The 18,954-nt window shown below is 68.1% G+C and carries 17 protein-coding genes; 9 read left to right on the top strand and 8 right to left on the bottom strand.

Annotated features, from left to right (window positions below):
• Positions 1 to 203 precede the first annotated feature (203 nt).
• Genes Q8T13_04695 through Q8T13_04665 form a run of 7 tightly spaced genes read right to left on the bottom strand, consistent with a single transcriptional unit; the run spans position 204 to position 10,054 of the window.
• On the bottom strand, positions 204 to 503 hold the full coding sequence (locus Q8T13_04695; GenBank protein MDP3717051.1) for an MGMT family protein: 300 nt from the start codon (positions 501 to 503) through the stop codon (positions 204 to 206).
• Complete coding sequence (locus Q8T13_04690) at positions 500 to 1,180, bottom strand: hypothetical protein (protein MDP3717050.1); 681 nt, start codon at positions 1,178 to 1,180, stop codon at positions 500 to 502. Before Q8T13_04690 ends, Q8T13_04695 begins: the two co-directional genes overlap by 4 nt.
• Positions 1,181 to 1,199: 19 nt before the next feature.
• Positions 1,200 to 2,768, bottom strand: coding sequence for a S8 family serine peptidase (locus tag Q8T13_04685; GenBank protein ID MDP3717049.1), 1,569 nt, complete (start codon positions 2,766 to 2,768; stop codon positions 1,200 to 1,202).
• Between the two features lie 31 nt (positions 2,769 to 2,799).
• Positions 2,800 to 4,197: an HD-GYP domain-containing protein gene (locus Q8T13_04680; GenBank protein ID MDP3717048.1), complete on the bottom strand. Its 1,398-nt coding sequence runs from the start codon at positions 4,195 to 4,197 to the stop codon at positions 2,800 to 2,802.
• Positions 4,194 to 6,473, bottom strand: coding sequence for a HEAT repeat domain-containing protein (locus tag Q8T13_04675; GenBank protein ID MDP3717047.1), 2,280 nt, complete (start codon positions 6,471 to 6,473; stop codon positions 4,194 to 4,196). The genes Q8T13_04680 and Q8T13_04675 overlap by 4 nt, the downstream gene beginning before the upstream one ends.
• Before the next feature lie 18 nt (positions 6,474 to 6,491).
• Positions 6,492 to 7,844, bottom strand: a complete 1,353-nt coding sequence (locus Q8T13_04670) for an HD-GYP domain-containing protein (GenBank protein ID MDP3717046.1) — start codon at positions 7,842 to 7,844, stop codon at positions 6,492 to 6,494.
• Positions 7,841 to 10,054 carry a HEAT repeat domain-containing protein gene (locus tag Q8T13_04665; GenBank protein ID MDP3717045.1) on the bottom strand — a complete coding sequence of 738 codons (2,214 nt, stop codon included), beginning with the start codon at positions 10,052 to 10,054 and terminating at the stop codon, positions 7,841 to 7,843. The genes Q8T13_04670 and Q8T13_04665 overlap by 4 nt, the downstream gene beginning before the upstream one ends.
• Before the next feature lie 32 nt (positions 10,055 to 10,086).
• Here Q8T13_04665 and Q8T13_04660 point away from each other — a divergent pair, with 32 nt between their 5' ends.
• From Q8T13_04660 to tsaD, 7 genes are all read left to right on the top strand, one after another.
• The gene (locus tag Q8T13_04660; GenBank protein MDP3717044.1) at positions 10,087 to 11,424 is read left to right on the top strand and encodes a thymidine phosphorylase; all 1,338 of its coding nucleotides are present in this window, start codon (positions 10,087 to 10,089) and stop codon (positions 11,422 to 11,424) included.
• Positions 11,425 to 11,443: 19 nt separating this feature from the next.
• The gene (locus Q8T13_04655; GenBank protein MDP3717043.1) at positions 11,444 to 12,703 is read left to right on the top strand and encodes a NupC/NupG family nucleoside CNT transporter; all 1,260 of its coding nucleotides are present in this window, start codon (positions 11,444 to 11,446) and stop codon (positions 12,701 to 12,703) included.
• Positions 12,700 to 13,572, top strand: coding sequence for a purine-nucleoside phosphorylase (locus tag Q8T13_04650; protein MDP3717042.1), 873 nt, complete (start codon positions 12,700 to 12,702; stop codon positions 13,570 to 13,572). Before Q8T13_04655 ends, Q8T13_04650 begins: the two co-directional genes overlap by 4 nt.
• On the top strand, positions 13,559 to 13,951 hold the full coding sequence (gene cdd / locus Q8T13_04645) for a cytidine deaminase (protein ID MDP3717041.1): 393 nt from the start codon (positions 13,559 to 13,561) through the stop codon (positions 13,949 to 13,951). Before Q8T13_04650 ends, cdd begins: the two co-directional genes overlap by 14 nt.
• Before the next feature lie 33 nt (positions 13,952 to 13,984).
• The gene (locus tag Q8T13_04640; protein ID MDP3717040.1) at positions 13,985 to 15,292 is read left to right on the top strand and encodes a PQQ-binding-like beta-propeller repeat protein; all 1,308 of its coding nucleotides are present in this window, start codon (positions 13,985 to 13,987) and stop codon (positions 15,290 to 15,292) included.
• A 76-nt stretch (positions 15,293 to 15,368) separates the two neighbouring features.
• Positions 15,369 to 16,400 (top strand): S-methyl-5-thioribose-1-phosphate isomerase, encoded by a 1,032-nt coding sequence (gene mtnA / locus Q8T13_04635; GenBank protein ID MDP3717039.1) that lies wholly within the window; start codon positions 15,369 to 15,371, stop codon positions 16,398 to 16,400.
• Between the two features lie 59 nt (positions 16,401 to 16,459).
• Complete coding sequence (gene tsaD / locus Q8T13_04630) at positions 16,460 to 17,521, top strand: tRNA (adenosine(37)-N6)-threonylcarbamoyltransferase complex transferase subunit TsaD (protein ID MDP3717038.1); 1,062 nt, start codon at positions 16,460 to 16,462, stop codon at positions 17,519 to 17,521.
• Here tsaD and Q8T13_04625 read toward each other — a convergent pair whose 3' ends face one another.
• The gene (locus Q8T13_04625) at positions 17,522 to 17,944 is read right to left on the bottom strand and encodes a secondary thiamine-phosphate synthase enzyme YjbQ (GenBank protein MDP3717037.1); all 423 of its coding nucleotides are present in this window, start codon (positions 17,942 to 17,944) and stop codon (positions 17,522 to 17,524) included.
• Here Q8T13_04625 and Q8T13_04620 point away from each other — a divergent pair, their 5' ends adjacent.
• Together Q8T13_04620 and Q8T13_04615 are read left to right on the top strand one after the other, a co-directional pair.
• Positions 17,945 to 18,379: an NUDIX hydrolase gene (locus Q8T13_04620; protein MDP3717036.1), complete on the top strand. Its 435-nt coding sequence runs from the start codon at positions 17,945 to 17,947 to the stop codon at positions 18,377 to 18,379.
• Complete coding sequence (locus Q8T13_04615) at positions 18,376 to 18,948, top strand: HDIG domain-containing protein (GenBank protein MDP3717035.1); 573 nt, start codon at positions 18,376 to 18,378, stop codon at positions 18,946 to 18,948. The genes Q8T13_04620 and Q8T13_04615 overlap by 4 nt, the downstream gene beginning before the upstream one ends.
• Positions 18,949 to 18,954 lie beyond the last annotated feature (6 nt).

Raw genomic sequence — 18,954 nt, 5'->3', positions numbered from 1 at the left:
TTGATAGGGTGCCTAAGGTGCCTAAGGTGCCTAAGGTGCCTAGGGTGCCTAGGGTGCGCGGGGGTGGGCCTGGGATTGGTGCGCACGCCAACAGAGACGTCTGAAAGGCCTAATTGGTTCGCATTCTTCGTCTTTGCACCTCAGGCACCTTAGGCACCCCAGGCACCCCAGGCACCCCAGGCACCCCAGGCACCCTAGGCACCCTAGGCACCCTTCCAATGAATTCCCGAAAAGCCTACCACTCGTCCCGGGGCGACGGTCAGGCCCTCCGCCGATAGCAGGGACCGTTTGAGGGACAAACTGGAGTAGCCGCCCAGCCGGCCCCCAGCGGCGACGACCCGGTGGTAGGGCAGGCCGGGCCGGTCGGCGGTGCGCATGATGTTGCCCACGGCTCGGGCGGCGCGGGGCTTGCCGGCCAGGCGGGCCACGTCGCCGTAGGTGGTCACCCGCCCCGGCGGGATGCGCGACACGATCAGCAGGACCTTGCGCTCGAACGCGGTCACCGGCCCACCGTGATGCGCGCCCGGAGGCTGGTCCCTCCGAGGTTGTCTTCGCCAAACGCCTTCGACACGCCACCCTCGCCGATGGCGTCAGGTATTGTGGTCCAGGCGACCTCGCCTGCCACGCCCAGCCAGCGCGTGATCTTGAACTCGGCGCCGCCGCGCAGGTGGTATCCGCCAAACCGCTCGTGGACGTCTTCGCCCGCGCCCGAAAACGAGGAGGTCTCTTTGTAGCCCATCGAGGTGTAGCCCCCGGCCGCATAGGGAATCAACTTGGGCAGGCGGCGAAATCGAAACTTCCAGCCGGCGCTGATCTCGAGCGGCACGACCGAGACGTTGACCGGGATGCCGAGCGGGTAGACCTGGCCGTCGAGGATCAGCACGCGCTCGCCTTCAGCCGCGAACTGCCAGGCGCCGATGTCCACGAACAGCCCGCCCCACGGCAGGCCGGCGGTGGCGCCGCCGCCCAGGATGGTTCCTGAAGGCGTGCCCAGGATGGCGTCGAAGCTGTCGGTGGCCGCGAAGGTGAACTGCCCGACCATGGCGTAGCCGCCCATCTCGATGCTGCGCGAGGGCGCGGATCGCCGCACGGTGGTTTGCGCCGTGGCCGGCAAGGCCATCGACAAGGTCGCAACCATCGCCAGAACACCGAGGCGCCCCACCTGTGTGATCTGCGTCATCTGTGTCATCCTGTGGCCGTTATCGCGCGAGGCCGAGGCCGCGCAGCGTGGCGCGTGGGTTGATGAGGCCGTGGCCGAACAGGTCGTCGCGGCCCGCGGCGCCCTTGTCGGTGGCATACAGCTTCATGGCCGCCTCGATCGCCGCCGGGTTGGTCACGCCCTGCTGCATCAGCAGCGCGGCAAAGCCCGACACGTGCGGCGTCGCCATGGACGTGCCCTGGTAGTAGTAGTAGGAAAACGAGTCGGCCCGTGGCGGCCCGTACTGCGACGGCGGCCGCTCGAAGGTTTCGAGCAGGTCGAGGTCGAGGGTCTGTTGCAGGATGCCGGCGCTCGTGCCGCCGGCGCGCTGGTCGCCGCCGGGCGCCGACAGTTCCACGAACGTGCCCGAGGTCGAGTAGTAGGCCGCGTCGAGCGTGCGGCCGACCGCGCCGACCGCCACCATCCCGTTGATGTCGGGCGCCGGCTGCGCCAACCGGTTGGGCTGGTTACCGCGGTCGCGGGTGTTGCCTGACGCCACGGCGATGAACACGCCCCGGCCCACCGCGTAGCGCATGGCGTCGGTGACCACCGGCGCGGGTCCGCCTGACGAGCGGCCAATGCTCAGGTTGATCACCTTCGCGCCGTTGTCGGCCGCATAGCGAATCCCTCGCGCCACCACATCGTCGGTGCCCTCGTTCGGACTCGAGAAGATCTCATCCCACAGCGACTGGATGATCTTCACCGGCATGATCCGGACGTTGTAGGCCATGCCGGCGACGCCGATGCCGTTGTTGGTGAGCTGGCCAACCGTGCCCGTGACGTGCGTGCCGTGCGAATCGAGATCGACCGGGAAATCGTCGTCCCAGATGAAGTCGCGCGGGGCCACGAAGCGCGTCGAGCCGCTCGCGCCCAGTTCCGGCGCCGCCGCGAACGGGACGTCAACAATCCCTAGGGCGGGGTAGAGGGGGCCGCCCTGGGTCATGCGGAACGGGAATCGCGAGTTGTAGCGGAACGTGCCCGAATGGAAGGCCACGCCACTGTCGAGCACGGCCACGATGATGTCGGAGGTCGCGCCAGGCTGGATGTCCCACGCGCGCTCCATGTCGAGGGCGGGGAAGTTCCACTGGTTGGCGTACAGCGGGTCGTTGGGCCTGCTCATCGCGTAGTTGCGATAGCGCGGCTGGGCGTACTCGACGTCGGGCCGCGCGCGCAGCACCGCGGCGGCGGCTTCGGGATCGGCGTCGTGGGGAATGCCGATGAGGTCGAAGTTGGCGGAGCCGGATCGGTCGACCGTGTCACCGGCGACCTGGCTGGTCGCGGCCGTGATGCCGCCGGCCGTGGCGTCGGGCTTGAACTTGACGATCACCGAGCCGCGGACGTACGGGAGGTCGGCGTCGCCGCGTTCGCGCAGCCGGTCGGCGTCGTCGCGGCCGCGCGCCGGGCGCGGCGGGTCCTGGTCACGCAGGCCGCGATCGATCGGCGGCAGCGAGGCCTCCTGCATCAGCATCCGGGTGAAGGCGGGCGCCTGTGGTTCCTGGCCGATCCCGGTGGCGGTGAGCAGTCCCGCGCCAATGACGGCCGCGAGGCCCACCGTCTTCCACAACGTCATACCGTCATGTTAGTTGCTCCGGCGCCCACCGCTACAAGTAGTTCAGCGGATCGATCCCGTACTCGGCGGGATCCAATGGTGCCAGCACGCTCTTGGGCCCGGGACCGTCTGCGGTGGCTTCCCACAGGTTGATGTCGTACGGAACCTCCAGGGCCTGTCGCGACGGCAACTGGATGACGCGGACGCGTGGCTTGTAGGGATCCGGCGCGTGCACGGCCATGACCACGGCGAGGGCGCCGGTGTCGAGGCGCACCAGGTTGCCGGGCGGGTAGATGCCGAGCAGCTGCGTGAAGCGGCGGACCAGGTGCTGGTCGAACTGCTGGCCGTCGTTGCGCTTCATCACTTCGAGAATGCGGTCCGACGGGAAGGCCTGCTGATACGCGCGCTGCGATCGCATGGCGTCGTAGACGTCGGCAATGCTGCACAGCATGGTGCCCAGGTTGAGGCCGGCCCGCGAGACGCCGAAGGGATAGCCCGTGCCGTCGAGGCGCAAGTGGTGTTCGAACGCGATCACCGGGGCAATCGCCGGCATTTCCGGCGTGCGCCGGAGAATCTCCGCGCCGTCCACCACGTGCATGCGCATGATGTTGAACTCGGCGTCGGTCAGTTTCTCGGGCTTGTTCAGGATCTCGGTCGGCGTGCGCACCTTGCCGATATCGTGCATCAGCGCTGCCAGGCCCAATTCGCGCAGCATCGAGCCTTCCATGCCGAGCGCGCGCGCCTGCGACATGGTCAGAATCGACACGTTCACCATGTGCGTGAACGTGTAGTTGTCGTAATTCTTGAGTGCGGTCAGGGCAATCAGCGCGGTCCGGTTGGCTGACACGGCCTGCGCCAGTGAATCGATCAGGGCGCGAGCGGCCTTCGGGTCGGGCGTGTCCTCGGTCTTGGCCATCTCCCACACCTGGCCGGCCACATTCGAGGCGTCCGCATAGAGACGCCGGATCGTCGCGACGTCGGCTGCCGACTTCTCGACTTTCTGCTCGGCCTGGATGCGCCCCACCCGAATGTGCGTCAGCGTCCCGAGCACGGCCAGCGGATCGTTGGGTTCGACGCCTGGTCCCGACGCGCCGGGCCGCCGCTCGGGGTGGGCAATGGTTTGCGCCAGCGTCTGCAGTTCGTCGGGGGTCACGCCACGGTCGAACACGATGCGTTCGATGCCGAGCGACTTCAGTCGCCGGATCATCTCGCCCATCGACTCGGCGGCGCGCGGCAACGGCATGTCGCCGACAATCACTTCCTGGCCGATGATGCCGATCGCCACCGACGGTTGGTCGCTCAGCAACTGCGTGATCGATTCGTTGAGGCCGTCGAATGCCCGCTGCACCAGCGGATGCGAGGGCGCGTACAGCTGGGCGCCGCGCAACGCGGCGCCCAGCCGGCGCATGAACTCGTCGGCCATCCGCAGGCGGGTGACTGGATCGATCACGCCTGGGTCCTCCGTGCCGCGGACCGCATCGGCGCGGGTTCGGCCAGCGCCGTCCTGACCGCGCGCTTGACGCCGCGCGAACCGCCGTCGGCCGCTTCGCTCAACGTGCGCTCGGCGCTCGGCAGGCTGATCGCGCGCAGGGCGCGCGCAGCCGCCGTCCGGATGCGGGTGGTGCGCCCAGGCGCGTACCACTCGCCGCGATAGAGGATGTCCTTCAGCGTCGCGACCGAGCGTTCATCGTTGGCGACGCGTCCGAGCGACTCGATGTTCGAGATGTAGTCGCCCTCGAGCGCGCCGGTGTAGCCGGTGTGCGTGAGCAAGTGGACGAACAGCGGCGCCGCGCGCTCGTCGCGCAGCGACCCGAGCGCCTGCAGGATCGCCTCTCGCGTGTGCGGCTGGCCGTTCTTCAGGGCGTGCTCGAGTGCCTGGAACGCCTCGTTCGTGCCAATCTGCACGATCGCCCGCAGCGCCTCTCGTTGCACCTGCGGATCGCCATCGTCCAGGAGGTTGCGCAAGTCGGGCAGCGCGGCTTCACCCCCCAGGGCGCGCAGCAGGTCCACTGCGGCGCGGCGCACCGCCGGGTTCGGCGACGTGCGCAACTCGTCGGCGTACTGGCGGGCGGCGCTGCCGAACCCGATCAGGATGTCGCGCAGGAGGCGCACCGTGCGGGCGTTGTCTTCGGCGGCCAGCGCATCGGCCAGGGGCTCGACCAGGTCGGGGCCAATGGTGTTGCAGATCTGCGTCGCGATGCCCACTTCGCCGTCGGTGGCCTGGCGCAGGAACAACGCCAGGTGCCGGACCAGGGCACCATCGACCAGGCGCGTGACGCCAGCCGCGGCGTACGCCGCATTGGCCGACTCGGTCCGCTTCGCGGCGGCGACGACGGCATCGACCAGTTGGGCGGCGAGCGCCAGATCGCCGACGAGCACCAGCTGTTCGATGCTGCCGACGGTGAGATCCAGCACTCCGGCCCAGGCATCGTGGCGCGCCTCGATGGTCAGCAGATCCAGCAACAATCGCTGGTCAAGGCCACGGACCTCTTCGTCGCTAACCGTGGACATCCAGGCGCGGATGCGCACCGGCGGGTCGTCGCCGATCTTGTCCACCTCGAGCGCCATGGTGCGCGCCGAGGTCAACTCGCGGGCGTAATCTTCCGACACGAACTGCGAGTCGGAATACGTGGTCAGCATCTGCGTCGAGCTGTTCCACACGCTTTCGAACTGCGGATCGTCGCCGAACATGGCCGCGGCCTGTTCGGTCGCAGCGGCGAGGATGCTTTGTTGGCGTTCGGGGTCGGGCACCAACGTCTGGAATGCTGCCGCCAGCCGGTTGCTGGCGCCGCGGTCCTTGACCACGTTTTCGACGAGAAACCTGGTCAGCATCTCGTCGGTGAGGCGGGCCTGCAGCTCGCCGCCCAGGTCCATGCGCGGTGCGGTCGAGCCGGGCGGCTGCAGCGGGGGCGGATCGGTGATGAGCGTCAGCAGCATGTCCGGCGACATCTGCGCCGCGGCGCCGGCCATGCGATCGAGCACGGCGTCCAGTTCGCCGGGCTGCCGTTCGGCGGCGTAGTTGGCCAGCCCGTGCATCAGTTCCAGCAGCGACTTGCGCTGCTGGACCGAGTCGTCGCCGCTGGCGCGGCCGTGCGCCTGCAGCTTCTCGGCGAATTGCGCCAGCCGCTGCGAGTCCTTCGCCATCTCGAGCATGCCGGCCATGCCCGGTTCGAGGACGCCCGACTCTTCCTGCTCTTCGCTGAGCGTGGCCAGGATGCGGTCCCACGACGCCGACTCGCCGTTGCCGGCGCGCTCGCGCAAGACCTCGGCATAGTCGATTTCTTTGAGCGTGATCGACTGGTTGCCGTTGGCCGCCCACGCCGCGGCCACGCCGCCAATGGCCCGGGCGTCCTCGGGCGACTTGGCGAGCAGCATCAGGAAGGCATGCCACTCGTCGGGTTCGAGCGTGCTGAGCAAGGTGACTTCGCCGATCATCTGCAGGTGGAGCAGCGAGGCCAGTTCGGCGGCGGCTGGATCCGGTTTGGCGAAGCCGCGGCCACCCACCAGCAACGCGTCGGGCAACACGGTGATCGGCAGCGGGCCGTGATAGACCGCCTGCTTGCCGGCCTCGGTAATGCGCGACAACGCCCCCTGGATCGTCGGATGGCTGGGCGGGTACATCGACACCACGCGCGTCGCCGCCTTGCAGGCCTTGGCGAACTCCGACAGGCGCCCGGCAGTGTCGGGCGAGAGCGGTTCCGGCGACGGAGTGGATGAGGACGGCATGGCTGAGGTAACCAGGAATTATAAGTACGCCAGCGGGTCAATGCCTACCTGGGGGCCATCGACGGCTTCAACCACCGCACGATGGAACTCGCCGCGGCTGTCGCGATCCCAGGTGTTGGTCAGGAGCGGCGTTTCATACGGCGCGCCCAGGCGATCGAGCACCAGCTTCACTTGTGGCCGGAAGGGGTCGTCCGGATGGGTCTGCGTGACCACCCCCACTTCCTCGGTGCTGAGCCGGACCACCGTGCCAATCGGGAACAGCCCCATCAGGTTGACGAACCGCCGCAGCAGCGACGGATGGAACGCCGGGCTGTCCTGCTGGCCCATGATGTGCTTGATGCGATCGGTCGCCAGTCCGGCCCGATAGACGCGATTGCTGCGCAGCGCGTCGAACACATCGACGATGCTGACCACCATGGTGCACAGGTTCAGCGTCCGCGCGCCGATGTTCTCGGGGTAGCCGCTGAGATCCTGCTTCAGGTGATGCTCGAAGGCGACGACCGGCGCCAGCGCCGGCGTTTCGGGCGTGCGCCGCAGGATGTGCGCGCCGTTCACCACGTGCAGCTTCATGATGGTGAACTCTTCGTTGGTCAGCTTGTCGGGCTTGTTCAGGATCTCGAGCGGCGTGTGGACCTTGCCGATGTCATGCATCAGCGCCGCGAAGCCGAACTCGCGCAGCATCGGACCCTCGAGGTCGAGCGAGCGCGCCATCGCCATCGACAGCGCCGCCACGTTCACCATGTGCGTGAAGGTGTAGTTGTCGTGCCGCTTGAGCGCGGTGAGGGCGAGCAGCGACGTGCGGTCCTGGTAGACCAGCTTCGACAGGCTGTCGATAATGCCGCGCGCGTCGGCCGGATCGGGTTGCTGCCCGGCCTTCGCGGCCGTCCAGATGGTCTCGGCGGTTGACACCGCCTTCGTATACATCTGCTTGGCCGCTGCCAGTCCCACTTCCGAGTCGTCGGGTTCTTCGACCACCACCTTCGACACCTGGATGCGGCGAACGCCACGCGAGGTCAGGCGATCGCTGACGGCGGTGCGCGAGGTGCGGTCGGCCAGCTCGTCCATCAGCGCCCGAATGTCGGTGACTTCGACCTCGCGGCCGAACGTGATCTTCTCGATCTTGCGGTCGCGCATGTCGCGCAGCAACCCGGCCAGCGAGCCCGAACCGCGCGGTAGCCGGAAGTCGTTGACCACGACATCGTCTTCCAGGAAGGCCACGATCACGGCCGGCGTCTCGGCCAGCGTCGGCTTCAACAGGGCGTGCAGCGCCGTGGCCGCGCGATCGACCAGGGGATGGGTGGGGGCGTAGAGCTCCGTCGCCCGCAGCGCCGCGCCGACGCGGCGGACCAGGTCTTCTTGCGGCGTGATCATGCGGGCGACCGTGGCGCGGCGGCCATGCGCCGCAGGAAAAAGTCGCCGTTGCGGGCGAGGTCGGTCAGGGTGTCACGGGCCTTGGGCGTGCCGATGCGCGACAGCGCGCGCAGCGATGCCTCGCGCAACCGCCGCGTCTTGCCCCAGGCCAGCCACCGGCGGCGCCGCGCCATGGCGGCAATCTGCGACAGCGCGCGGTCGTCACGAAACGACGCCAGCGCGTCGAGCGTCTCGACCACCATCGACAGGTCGTCGCCGAACGGATCGCTGTCGTCGAGCACGCGCGCCAGCATCGGCACGACCCGTGGATCCTTGAGGTTCACGAGGGCGGAGATGACCGCGGCGCGGGCCTCACCCGCGGTCGCCTTCAACACCATGTGCAGCGCACGGCCGGCGGCCGCGTCGTCGATGCGCGCGAGCGACGATACCGCTTCCTGCAAGACCCGCACGTCGGTGCGCCGTAACAACGCTTGCAGCGGCGGTACCGCCGCCGCCGTGCCGATTTGTCCCAACAGGCGCGCCAGTTCGCGCTGCACGAACCAGCGCCGGTCGTCGATCGCGGCCGCGAGGCCCGGAATGGCCGGCGGCCCAATCTTGGCCAGCAGCGCCGCCGCGCGCTCGGTCGCGACCCCACCGGTTTCTTTCTGGAATGCGCCGATCACCGCCGGCACGGCCGGCGCGCCGATGGCGAGCACGACCGCTCCCAGGCTGCTGCACTCCTCGGCCGAGAGGTCGGCGAGCCCGGCCGCCGATTCCACCAGCGCGCTGGACGTGCCGAGGCCATCGAGGGCGCGCCGGCACGCGTCGGGTGCCAGCGCGGGCGGTCGGGTCGTCGCCGCGGTCAATTCCGTCACCACCGGGACCGCCTCGGCATAGGCGCCGGCCAGCAGCAGTTCTTCGACAAAGGCCGCCATGTCGCGGGCCGTTTCCGCCATCCGCTCGGCCTGCGATTCGTTGCGCAGCAGGTCGATCAGCAACTGGCCCGACAGGCGGCGCACGCTCTCGTGGCCGAGCGTCGACAGCCACTCGGGCATCTCTGGCGGCAGGCCGCGCGCCGCCAGGTCAGCGGCCCGCTCGGCCGCCGAGTCCATCGACTGGCGGTAGTCGGTCGACACGTAGGTGGATTCGTCGTACTTCAGCAGCAGCTCGTCGAGCGACTGGCGGATGTCGTCGATTGGCCGCTTGCTGCCAAAATCGCGTTCCGAGATCAAGCGCTTGGCGAGGGTCAGCACGCGGCGCTTGCGTTCGAGGTCCGGGGCCAGCGTGTCGAGCACCTTCGCCAGCCGGTTGGTGGGGTGGCCCGGCGCCGACATGGCGCGTGCCAGCAGCATGGCCACCTGCTGGTCGTCGAACGCCTGCTTCAGCGCCCCGACGATCTGCACCCCCTCGCCGGCGCTTTCCTCCTGCAACATGAGCTCGAGCGCGGTGGAGGGGTCGAGGTTCGAGGCGGCCAGCGCCAGCGAATCGATCACTTCCTGCACCCGCTCGGGCTCGAGGGCGGCCACGGTCTTGGCGATGTGGCGGTACACGGCCAGCACGGTGGCGGCCTGGGTGGTCACGAGCGGCGAGCCGTCAGGCGTGGTGAAGGGCTCGCGGCTGTCCTTGGCCAGCTCGCCAATGGCGCCGACATCGCGCGAGATCTCGAGCAGGCGCTGCTGTTCGTCGGCCGTGAACGTCGACCGGCCCATGATGATCGACCGGACAATGGCCTTCCAGCTGGAGTCGCGGCGCGCCGGTCCCTCGTCCAGTTCGCGCTCGAGAATCTCCTGGTAGTCGATCTGCTCGAGCAGGATGGCGTTCTGATCCTCGTCCGCCCAGATCGCGGCCGGGCCGCCACGCGAGCGGCGGGTCGCGCGATCGAGTGACAACACGTTCAGGAGCGATCGAATCACCGCCTCCGGCGGCGCCATCATGATCGAGACCTGCAGGATGTCGCGGTCGTGCAGCAGCTCGGCGCACTCCACCACGGCCAGTTCCGAAGACTCGAGCGCAACGCCGTCGAGCAGCAGCTGGTGAGGCGTGACCGCCAGTTGCATCAGGCCGCCGCCGGCCGCGTCGGCCGCCGCCACAGTGAGGCGCTCCACCGCGGCGACCACGGCCGGGTGCTCGGGCGGATAAAACCCCCAGCTGCGCAACGCGAGCGTCATCGCGCGCGCCAGGTTGACGGCGTTGCGGGTGAGGTCGGCCGGTGCGGCCGCGCGCTGGGCCATGCGTGTGTCTAAGATATACTGCCGACCGCCCCATGCGAGCCGTCGACATTATTCGCGCCAAGCGGGACGGCGACGCGCTGTCGCGCGAGGCGATCGACGCCTTTGTGACCGGGGTGACCGACGGATCGTGGCCCGATTACCAGGCGTCGGCCCTGCTGATGGCGATTGTCCTCAAGGGGATGAACGCGGTCGAGACCGCCTGGCTGACCGACGCGATGGCCCGCTCGGGCGACCGCGTCAACCTGGCGCACATTCCGGGCATCAAGGTCGGCAAGCACAGCACCGGCGGCGTCGGCGACAAGGTGTCGATCGTGCTGGCGCCGCTGGCCGCCGCGTGCGGCATCACGGTGCCCAAGATGTCGGGCCGGGGCCTCGGCCACACCGGCGGCACCCTCGACAAGCTGGAGGCCATTCCCGGCTTCCGCGTCTCGCTGACGCTCGACGAGTACCAGGCGCAACTCGCCGACATCGGCTGCTGCCTGATCAGCCAGACCGCCACCATCGCTCCCGCCGACAAGGCGCTCTACGCGCTGCGCGATGTGACCGGCACCGTCGACAGCCTGCCGCTGATCGCCGCGTCCGTGATGAGCAAGAAACTGGCGGAAGGCAGCGATGCGCTCGTCCTCGACGTGAAGTGCGGCCGCGGCGCCTTCATGAAGCGGGTGGCGGACGCGCGCGCGCTGGCGCGCTCGATGGTGTCGATCGGCACCGCCGCCGGCGTGCGCACCGAGTGCCTGATTACCCAGATGGATGTGCCGCTCGGCCACGCCGTGGGCAATGCCCTCGAGATTGCCGAGTGCGTCCAGGTGCTGCGCGGCCAGGGCCCCGCCGACCTGACCGAATTGGTCGTGCGTCTGGGGACCCGCATGGTGCGGCTGGCCCAGAAAGCCGCCACCGACGAGGACGCGGCGGCCCTGGTGCGCGACACCCTGGCGTCGGGCGCGGCGCTGGCCAGGTTCCGCCTGATGGTGGAGCGGCAGGGCGGCGACCCAACGGTGGTGGACGACCCCGGCCGGCTGCCGTCGGCCTCCCTGACCCACGTGGTGACGGCCCCGCGACGCGGTTTCGTGACCGCGCTCGATGCGCTGCTCGTCGGCCGCGCCGCCGTGGCGCTCGGCGCCGGCCGCGACAAGAAGGATGACCAGGTGGATCTGACCGCCGGAATCCTGCTGCTCAAGAAGCCCCTGGATGCGGTGACCGCCGGCGAGCCGGTGATGGAACTGCGCTACAACGATGCCTCGCGGCTGTCGGCGGCCTTGTCGCTGGTCACGCAGGCCCTGGTGATCGGCGACCAGCCGCCCGCCGCGCCGCCGCTCGTGCTGGGCTGGGTGCACGACAGCGGCGAGACGATGTTCGTCGCCAACGCGTAACGGTAGTGAGGGACCTGTGCTGAGCACACTGCAACCGCTGATCGGTCTTTTCGGCATCCTCGGTCTCGCCTATGCCTTGTCAACCAATCGCCGGGCCATCAGCCTGCGGATTGTCGGGTGGGGGCTCGGCCTCCAGGTGCTGTTCGCCTTGATCGTCCTCAAGACCACGATCGGCCAGCGGGTGTTCGAAGTGCTGGGCGAGAAGATGCGCCAGCTGCTGGAGTTCGCGGTCGTCGGGTCGGGTTTCGTGTTCGGGGCCATCGGCGACGCGTCGGTGTGGAGCCGGGTGATGACCGGTGCGCTCGGCGAGGAAGGTGCGCGTTACGGCGTCGTGTTCGCCTTCCAGATCCTGCCCACCATCATCTTCATCGCCGCGTTGTTCGCCATTCTCTACTATGTCGGCCTGATGCAGATGATCGTCCGCCTGTTCGCGGTCGTGATGAACAAGCTGATGGGCGCCAGCGGCGCCGAGTCGCTGAACGTCGCCGCCAGCATCTTCATGGGCCAGACCGAAGCGCCGCTGACCATCCGGCCGTTCCTGCCCCGCCTGACACAGTCGGAACTGATGACGGTGATGACGTCGGGCATGGCCCACATCTCGGGCGGCATCATGGCCGCCTACATCGCGTTCGGCATCGACGCCAAGCACCTGCTGACGGCCGTGATCATGACGGCGCCGGGCACGCTGTTGATGGCGAAGATGTTCGTGCCCGAGACCGAAACGCCCGAGACGCGTGGCACCGTCAAGCTCGAGGTGGTGAACACCGACGTCAACATCATCGATGCGGCCGGCCGCGGCACCTCCGAAGGCCTGCACCTCGCGCTCAACGTCGGCGCCATGCTGATCTCATTCGTGGCGCTGATTGCGCTGCTCAACGCCATTCTCGGCGCCGCCGGCGGGCTGGTCGGATTCGAGGGCCTGTCGCTGCAGATCATCTTCGGCTGGGTGTTCGCGCCGGTCGCCTGGAGCCTCGGCGTGCCGTGGCAGGATGCGGCGACGGTGGGCAACCTGCTGGGCACGCGCATGGTGCTGAACGAGTTCATCGCCTTCGCGCAGCTTGGCGGCCTGAAGGAGACCCTTGACCCGCGCTCGTTCACCATCGCGACGTTCGCGCTGTGCGGCTTCGCCAACTTCGCGTCGATCGGCATGCAGATTGGCGGCATCGGCGCGCTGGCGCCGACCCGCCGCGGCGACCTGGCGCGGCTGGGCCTGCGGGCGATGCTCGCGGGCACGCTCGCCAACTTCCTGACCGCCATCATCGTAGGCTTCCTGCTGTGAGCCTTTCAGGGATCGGGGATCAGGAATCAGGGATTGGGGGAAGCGGGTTGGGCTCGGATTTCGATCGTGCGACGGAGGCGGCCGAGTGGCTGCGGGGCCACGGCTGCGGCGGCGCGGACGTCGCAGTGGTGCTCGGCTCCGGCCTCGGCGACTTCGCGAACCACCTGGGCGATTCGTTCACCATTCCGTATGGCGACATCCCGCACTGGCCGGCCTCGAAGGTCATTGGCCATGCCGGCAAGCTGGTCGGCGGCACGCTGCGCGGCAAGCGCGTGCTGGCGCTGTCGGGCCGCGTCCACGTCTACGAAGGTCACCCGATGACCACGGTGACTTTTGCCGTGCGGGTGATGGGGCGGCTGGGCGTGCCGCGGGTGATCCTCACCAACGCGGCCGGCGGGATTGCGCCCAACTGCTCACGAGGCGCCCTGATGGTGATCGACGATCACATCAACCTGATGGGCGACAACCCGTTGATCGGGCCCAACGACGAGCGCTACGGCGTGCGCTTTCCGGACATGTCCCACGTCTATTCACCGCGCTTGCGAGCGCTCGCAGACGAGGCGGCGAAGGAGCAGGGCGTGGCGGTGCAGCACGGGGTCTACATCGCCGTGCTCGGGCCGAGCTACGAGACGCCGGCCGAGATCCGCGCCTTCCGGACCCTTGGCGCGGATGCCGTCGGCATGTCCACCGCGCCCGAGGCCATCGTCGCGCGCCACATGGGCCTGGAGGTGCTCGGCATCTCGTGCATTACCAACCCTGCGGCCGGCGTGTTTCCAGAGCCGCTGCACCACGACGAGGTCATGGAGACGGCGCGCCAGGTGAAAGGGCAGTTCATCGGGCTGCTGGAGGGGATCATTGGCCGCCTCTGAGGTCCTGATCGCGGCCGCCCGGGCCGCACGCGAGCGGGCCGTGGCCGACTACTCGGGCTTCAAGGTCGGCGCGGCGCTCGAGACCACCGATGGCCAGCTCATCACCGGCTGCAACATCGAGAACGCCACCTACGGCCTCACGGTGTGCGCCGAGCGAGTGGCCATGTTCAAGGCGCTCTCCGACGGCCACCGGGCCTTTACCCGCATCGTGGTCGTCGCCGACACTGACTCGCCCACGCCGCCGTGCGGCGCCTGCCGGCAGATCCTGTGGGAGTTCTGTGGCGACATCGAAGTGGTGCTCGCCAACGTGACGGCCGTGACGACGACACTGCAAATGAAAGACCTGTTGCCTCTGCCGTTTGATCGGCGTCTCCTGTAGCGCCTGTTCGGTCCAATCGGTTTAACATCGGGCATGCTTCAACTCTGGGCGGCGACGGCCGCGGTGGCTGTGACGCTCCTGGCCTCGGTGTCGGCACAGGTCAAACCCGCGCTCGAGGAGTGGCGGCAATGGCGCGGCCCCTTCAACACGGGGATGGCCCACGGTGACGCACCGCTCACCTGGAACGACCAGACCAACATCAAGTGGAAGCTGGCGATACCTGGCCGCGGTCATTCGACGCCGGTCGTGACCGGCAACCGGCTGTACTTCACCACGGCGATTCCGACCGGCAAGCGAACCGCTCCCGAGGGACGGAGCCGGGCCGGCGGCGGCGCTGACTCGGGCCTCGAACACCGGTTCGAGGTGATCGCCGTCGACCGGCCGTCGGGCCAGGTGGCCTGGCAGCGGACCGCGACGGTGGCCACCCCGCACGAGGGCTATCACCGCACCTACGGCAGCTTCGCTTCGAACTCGCCGGTGACCGATGGCACGCGCGTCTTCGCGTTTTTCGGCTCGCGTGGGCTGTATGCCTACGACCTGGAGGGCACCCTCCTGTGGAAGAAGGACTTCGGCGTGAAGATGCGGATGGACATGGCTTTCGGCGAAGGCACGCCGCTGACGCTGCATGACAACCGCCTGCTGCTGCACTTCGATCACCTCGACCTCGGGTTTCTGGTGATGCTCGATCCGGCGACCGGCCGCGAAATCTGGCGCACCGCCCGCACCGAACCCTACAACTGGGCCGCCCCGTACGTCGCCCAGCATGCGGGCCGGCGTCAGATCATCATGAGCGGGCTGACCGTTCGCAGCTACGACTTCGAGACCGGCAAACTGATCTGGGAAGTGCCGGGCCTGGGCGAGAACACCATCCCGCAACCGGTGCAGTACCGTAATCTCGTCTTCGCAATGAGTGGCCACACGCTGAAGATGCTGATGGCCATCCCCCTGGGCCAGACCGGCAAGCTCACCGCCGCGGCGTTGGCGTGGTCAACGGCGCGCGGGGCCTCGTATACTCCGTCGCCGCTGCTGCACGACAACCGTCTTTACGTGCTCACCGACAACGGCCTGGTCAGCAACTTCAACGCCACGACCGGCGTGCCGGCGTATCAGCAGGCACGCCTGCCGAAGCCCTATAGCTTCAAGGCGTCGCCGGTTGGCGCCGACGGCAAGATCTACCTGGCGACCGAAGACGAAGACGTGGTGGTCGTGAAGATGGGCGACACGCTGGAGGTGCTCGCGACCAATACGCTGGCCAACCAGTCGTTCATTGCCTCCCCGGTGATCGTCGGAGGCGAGTTATACCTGCGCAGCCAGACCCACCTGTTTCGAATCTCGCAGTAGTCCCGACCAGGAGTGCCCTCCCGACAAGATTTGCCCTCCCGGCAAGCTGTGCCTTCCCGGTATGATCCTGTAACAGATGCTCCCAACAATCGCGTGGCAAGACCCCGACATCGTCATGATCGATCAACGCAAGCTGCCGGCCACGGAGGTGTACGTGACCTGCCGCAGCGTGAACGACGTGGCCAAGGCCATCAAGACCATGGTCATTCGCGGCGCGCCGGCGATCGGCGTGTGCGCGGCCATGGGCCTGGCGCTCGGCGCCGCGCGCAGCAAGGCCACCGGCACCAAGCAGTTCACCACCGAGTTCCAGCGCAACTGCGACCTGCTGGCCGCCACCCGCCCGACGGCCGTCAACCTGTTCTGGGCGATCGAGCGAATGAAGCAGTCGTTCGCCGAGGGCGCCCTGGCCGGCGAATCGGTGGACCAGCTGAAGGCGCGGCTTCGGACCGCCGCCGATGCCATTCATGATGACGATGTGGCGAGTTGCCGGGCGATTGGCGCGTTCGGGGCGACGCTGGTGCCGGAAGAGGCGTGCATCCTCACCCACTGCAACGCCGGGGCACTGGCCACCGCCGGCTACGGCACGGCGCTCGGCGTGATCCGTGGCGCGGTCGAAGCCGGCCGCAAGGTGCGCGTGCTGGCCGACGAGACGCGGCCTTTCCTGCAGGGCGCGCGGCTCACGGCGTGGGAGCTGGTGAAGGACGGCATCGATACCACCGTCATCACCGACAACATGGCCGGCGCCATCATGCGTTCAGGTGACATTAACCTGGTGGTGGTCGGCGCCGATCGCATTGCCGCCAACGGCGACACCGCGAACAAAATCGGCACCTACTCGGTGGCCGTGCTCGCGAAAGAGCATGGCATTCCGTTCTACGTGGCGGCCCCGTGGTCCACCATCGACCTGGCCACGCCCGACGGCAATGCCATCCCCATCGAGGAGCGCGATGCGCGCGAGGTGACCCACGTGGGATCGGTGCAGCTGGCGCCCGAAGGGGCGCGAGTGCGCAACCCCTCGTTCGACGTCACGCCGAGCAAATACATCACCGCGATCATCACTGAGAGGGGTATCGTCAAGCCACCGTTTCTCGAGAACCTTCGTGCTTGAACCCTCGTGCTTGAACCGGCGTGATTGAACCCTCGTGCTTGAACCGGCGTGATTGAACCATGTTAGTCCTCGGCATCGAGACATCGTGCGACGAAACCGCCGCTGCCCTGGTCGAGCAGACCGCGGATGCGGTCAAGCCGTGGGCGATGCGATCGAACGTCGTTGCCTCACAGGTGGACATTCACCGCGAGTGGGGCGGGGTCGTGCCGGAGCTGGCGTCGCGCCAGCACGTGCGCGATATCTGTGGCGTGGTCGAGCGCGCGCTCTCTGATGGCGGCGCCACATGGCAGGACGTCGACGCCCTGGCCGTGACCCAGGGCCCAGGTCTTGTCGGCTCGCTGCTGGTCGGCGTGTCGTTCGCCAAGTCGGCGGCGTGGGCGCTGCAGAAGCCGCTCGTGGCCGTGAACCACCTCGCCGGCCACATCGAGTCGATCTGGCTCGAACACGGGCATATCCCGCTGCCGGCCATCATTCTCGTGGTCTCGGGCGGTCACACCAGCCTCTATCTCGTACAGCGGGAGGGGGAGTACGAACTGCTTGGCCGGACGAGGGACGATGCGGCGGGGGAGGCGTATGACAAGGTGGCGAAATTGATCGGCCTGGGGTATCCGGGCGGGCCGATTCTCGATCGTCTGGCGCGCGACGGAAGCGACACCGCGATCAGCTTTCCGGGCACGCGCCTGACCAATCCCGACCGCAACGCGCCTGAGCGGGATGGCCGCTTTGATTTCAGTTTCAGCGGGCTCAAGACGGCCGTGCTGCGCCATGTGCGGCAGCGGCAGGCGGCGCTCGGCACCGAGCAGTTGCCGCCCAACGAAATCGCCGACCTCGCGGCCAGTTTTCAGTATCGCGTGGTCGACACGCTGATTGATCGCGCATTTGCCGCCGCCCACTGGCACGGCGCCAAGTCGATTGGGATCGCCGGCGGCGTGTCGGCGAACTCGCGATTGCGGCACGAGGCTTTGGCCAGAGCCGGGCGCAGCGAGATCCCGGTTTACATCCCGAGCCTCGCGCTGTCCACCGACAATGCGGCGATGATCGCCGCCGCTGGGATCCGCTTGCTCGACGCCGGGCGGCTTGCGCCAGCTGATCTCAATGCCGCAGCCAGTCTCCCGCTGTGACTACTCGCCGATCACCTTGATCAGCACTCGCTTCGCTCTCTTTCCATCGAACTCGCCGTAGAAGATCTGCTCCCAAGGGCCAAAATCGAGCGCCCCCTTGGTGATGGCGACGACCACCTCGCGGCCCATCAGCTGGCGCTTCATGTGCGCGTCGGCGTTGTCTTCGCCGGTGCGGTTGTGGGCGTAGCGGGTGGGTGACGCGTCGAACGGCGCCAGCGCCTCGAGCCATTTGGCGTAATCCTGGTGCAGCCCACGCTCATCGTCATTGATGAAGACCGAGGCGGTGATGTGCATCGCGTTGACCAGGACCAGGCCTTCGCGGACGCCGCTCTTGCCGACGGCGGCCGCCACTTGCGGCGTGATGTTCTCGAAACCCACGCGCGCGGGAATGGTGAAGGTCAGATATTCTGTGTGTGACTTCATATGGCCAGAGAATACCCTGCGCAACCCGTGGTCGGCGTCGGCGCGGTCGTCGTTCGCGACGGCCGGGCGCTGATCGTCAGGCGGGCCCATGGACCACGCCAGGGCGAGTGGTCGTTGCCCGGCGGCCATTTGCACCTCGGCGAATCGCTGATCGACGGGATGCGCCGCGAGGTGAAGGAAGAGACCGGCCTCGAGGTCTATCCGGGGCCGATCATCGAAACGTTCGACCGGGTGCACCGCGACCCCGATGGCCGCATCCGCTACCACTTCGTGATCATCGACTTCGTGTGCGCGTCACCCGGTGGCGACGCGGTGGCCGGCTCGGATGCCGAAGCGGTGGAGTGGGTGACCGGGGCCGAACTCGACGCCTACGGGGTCAACGCGCACGCCGCGGCGGTCATTCGCAAGGGCTTGGAGTATTCTTTTCCGGCATGACCCTCTCACGTGAAGCCGCCTGGCAATTGCTGACCGAATGGACCCAGGGCGAGAGCCTGCGCAAGCACGCGCTCGCCGTGGAGGCTGCCGTGCGCGGGTACGCGCGCCAGCAGGGTGCCAACGAAGAGGAGTGGGCCGTCGTCGCGCTGCTCCATGACTTCGACTACGAGAAGTATCCGACGCTCGGCGACCATCCCAACAAGGGCTGCGAGCACCTGCGGTCACTTGGCTACCCGGAGTGGGTCATGCGGGCCATCCTCTCGCACGCCTCGGAGATCACCGGCGTGCAGCCGGAGTCGCCGGTCGAGAAGACCCTGGTGGCCTGCGACGAATTGGCGGGCTTTGTCACCGCGGCCTCGCTGGTGCGGCCGTCCAAGAGCGTGCTCGACCTCGAGGCCGCCTCCGTGATCAAGCGGATGAAGGACAAGGCGTTCGCCAGGCAGGTGCCGCGCGATCACCTGGTTCGCGGGGCCGAGCTCATGGGGCTGCCCCTCGAACAGCACGTCACCAACGTGATTGGATTCCTGAGGCTCGAGGCTGACGCCTTGGGACTTCGGGGAACGCTGTAACCCTTA

The organism is Acidobacteriota bacterium, from assembly GCA_030697165.1.
Taxonomy (GTDB): domain Bacteria; phylum Acidobacteriota; class Vicinamibacteria; order Vicinamibacterales; family UBA2999; genus 12-FULL-67-14b.
This window is presented reverse-complemented; position numbering and strand designations above follow the sequence as displayed.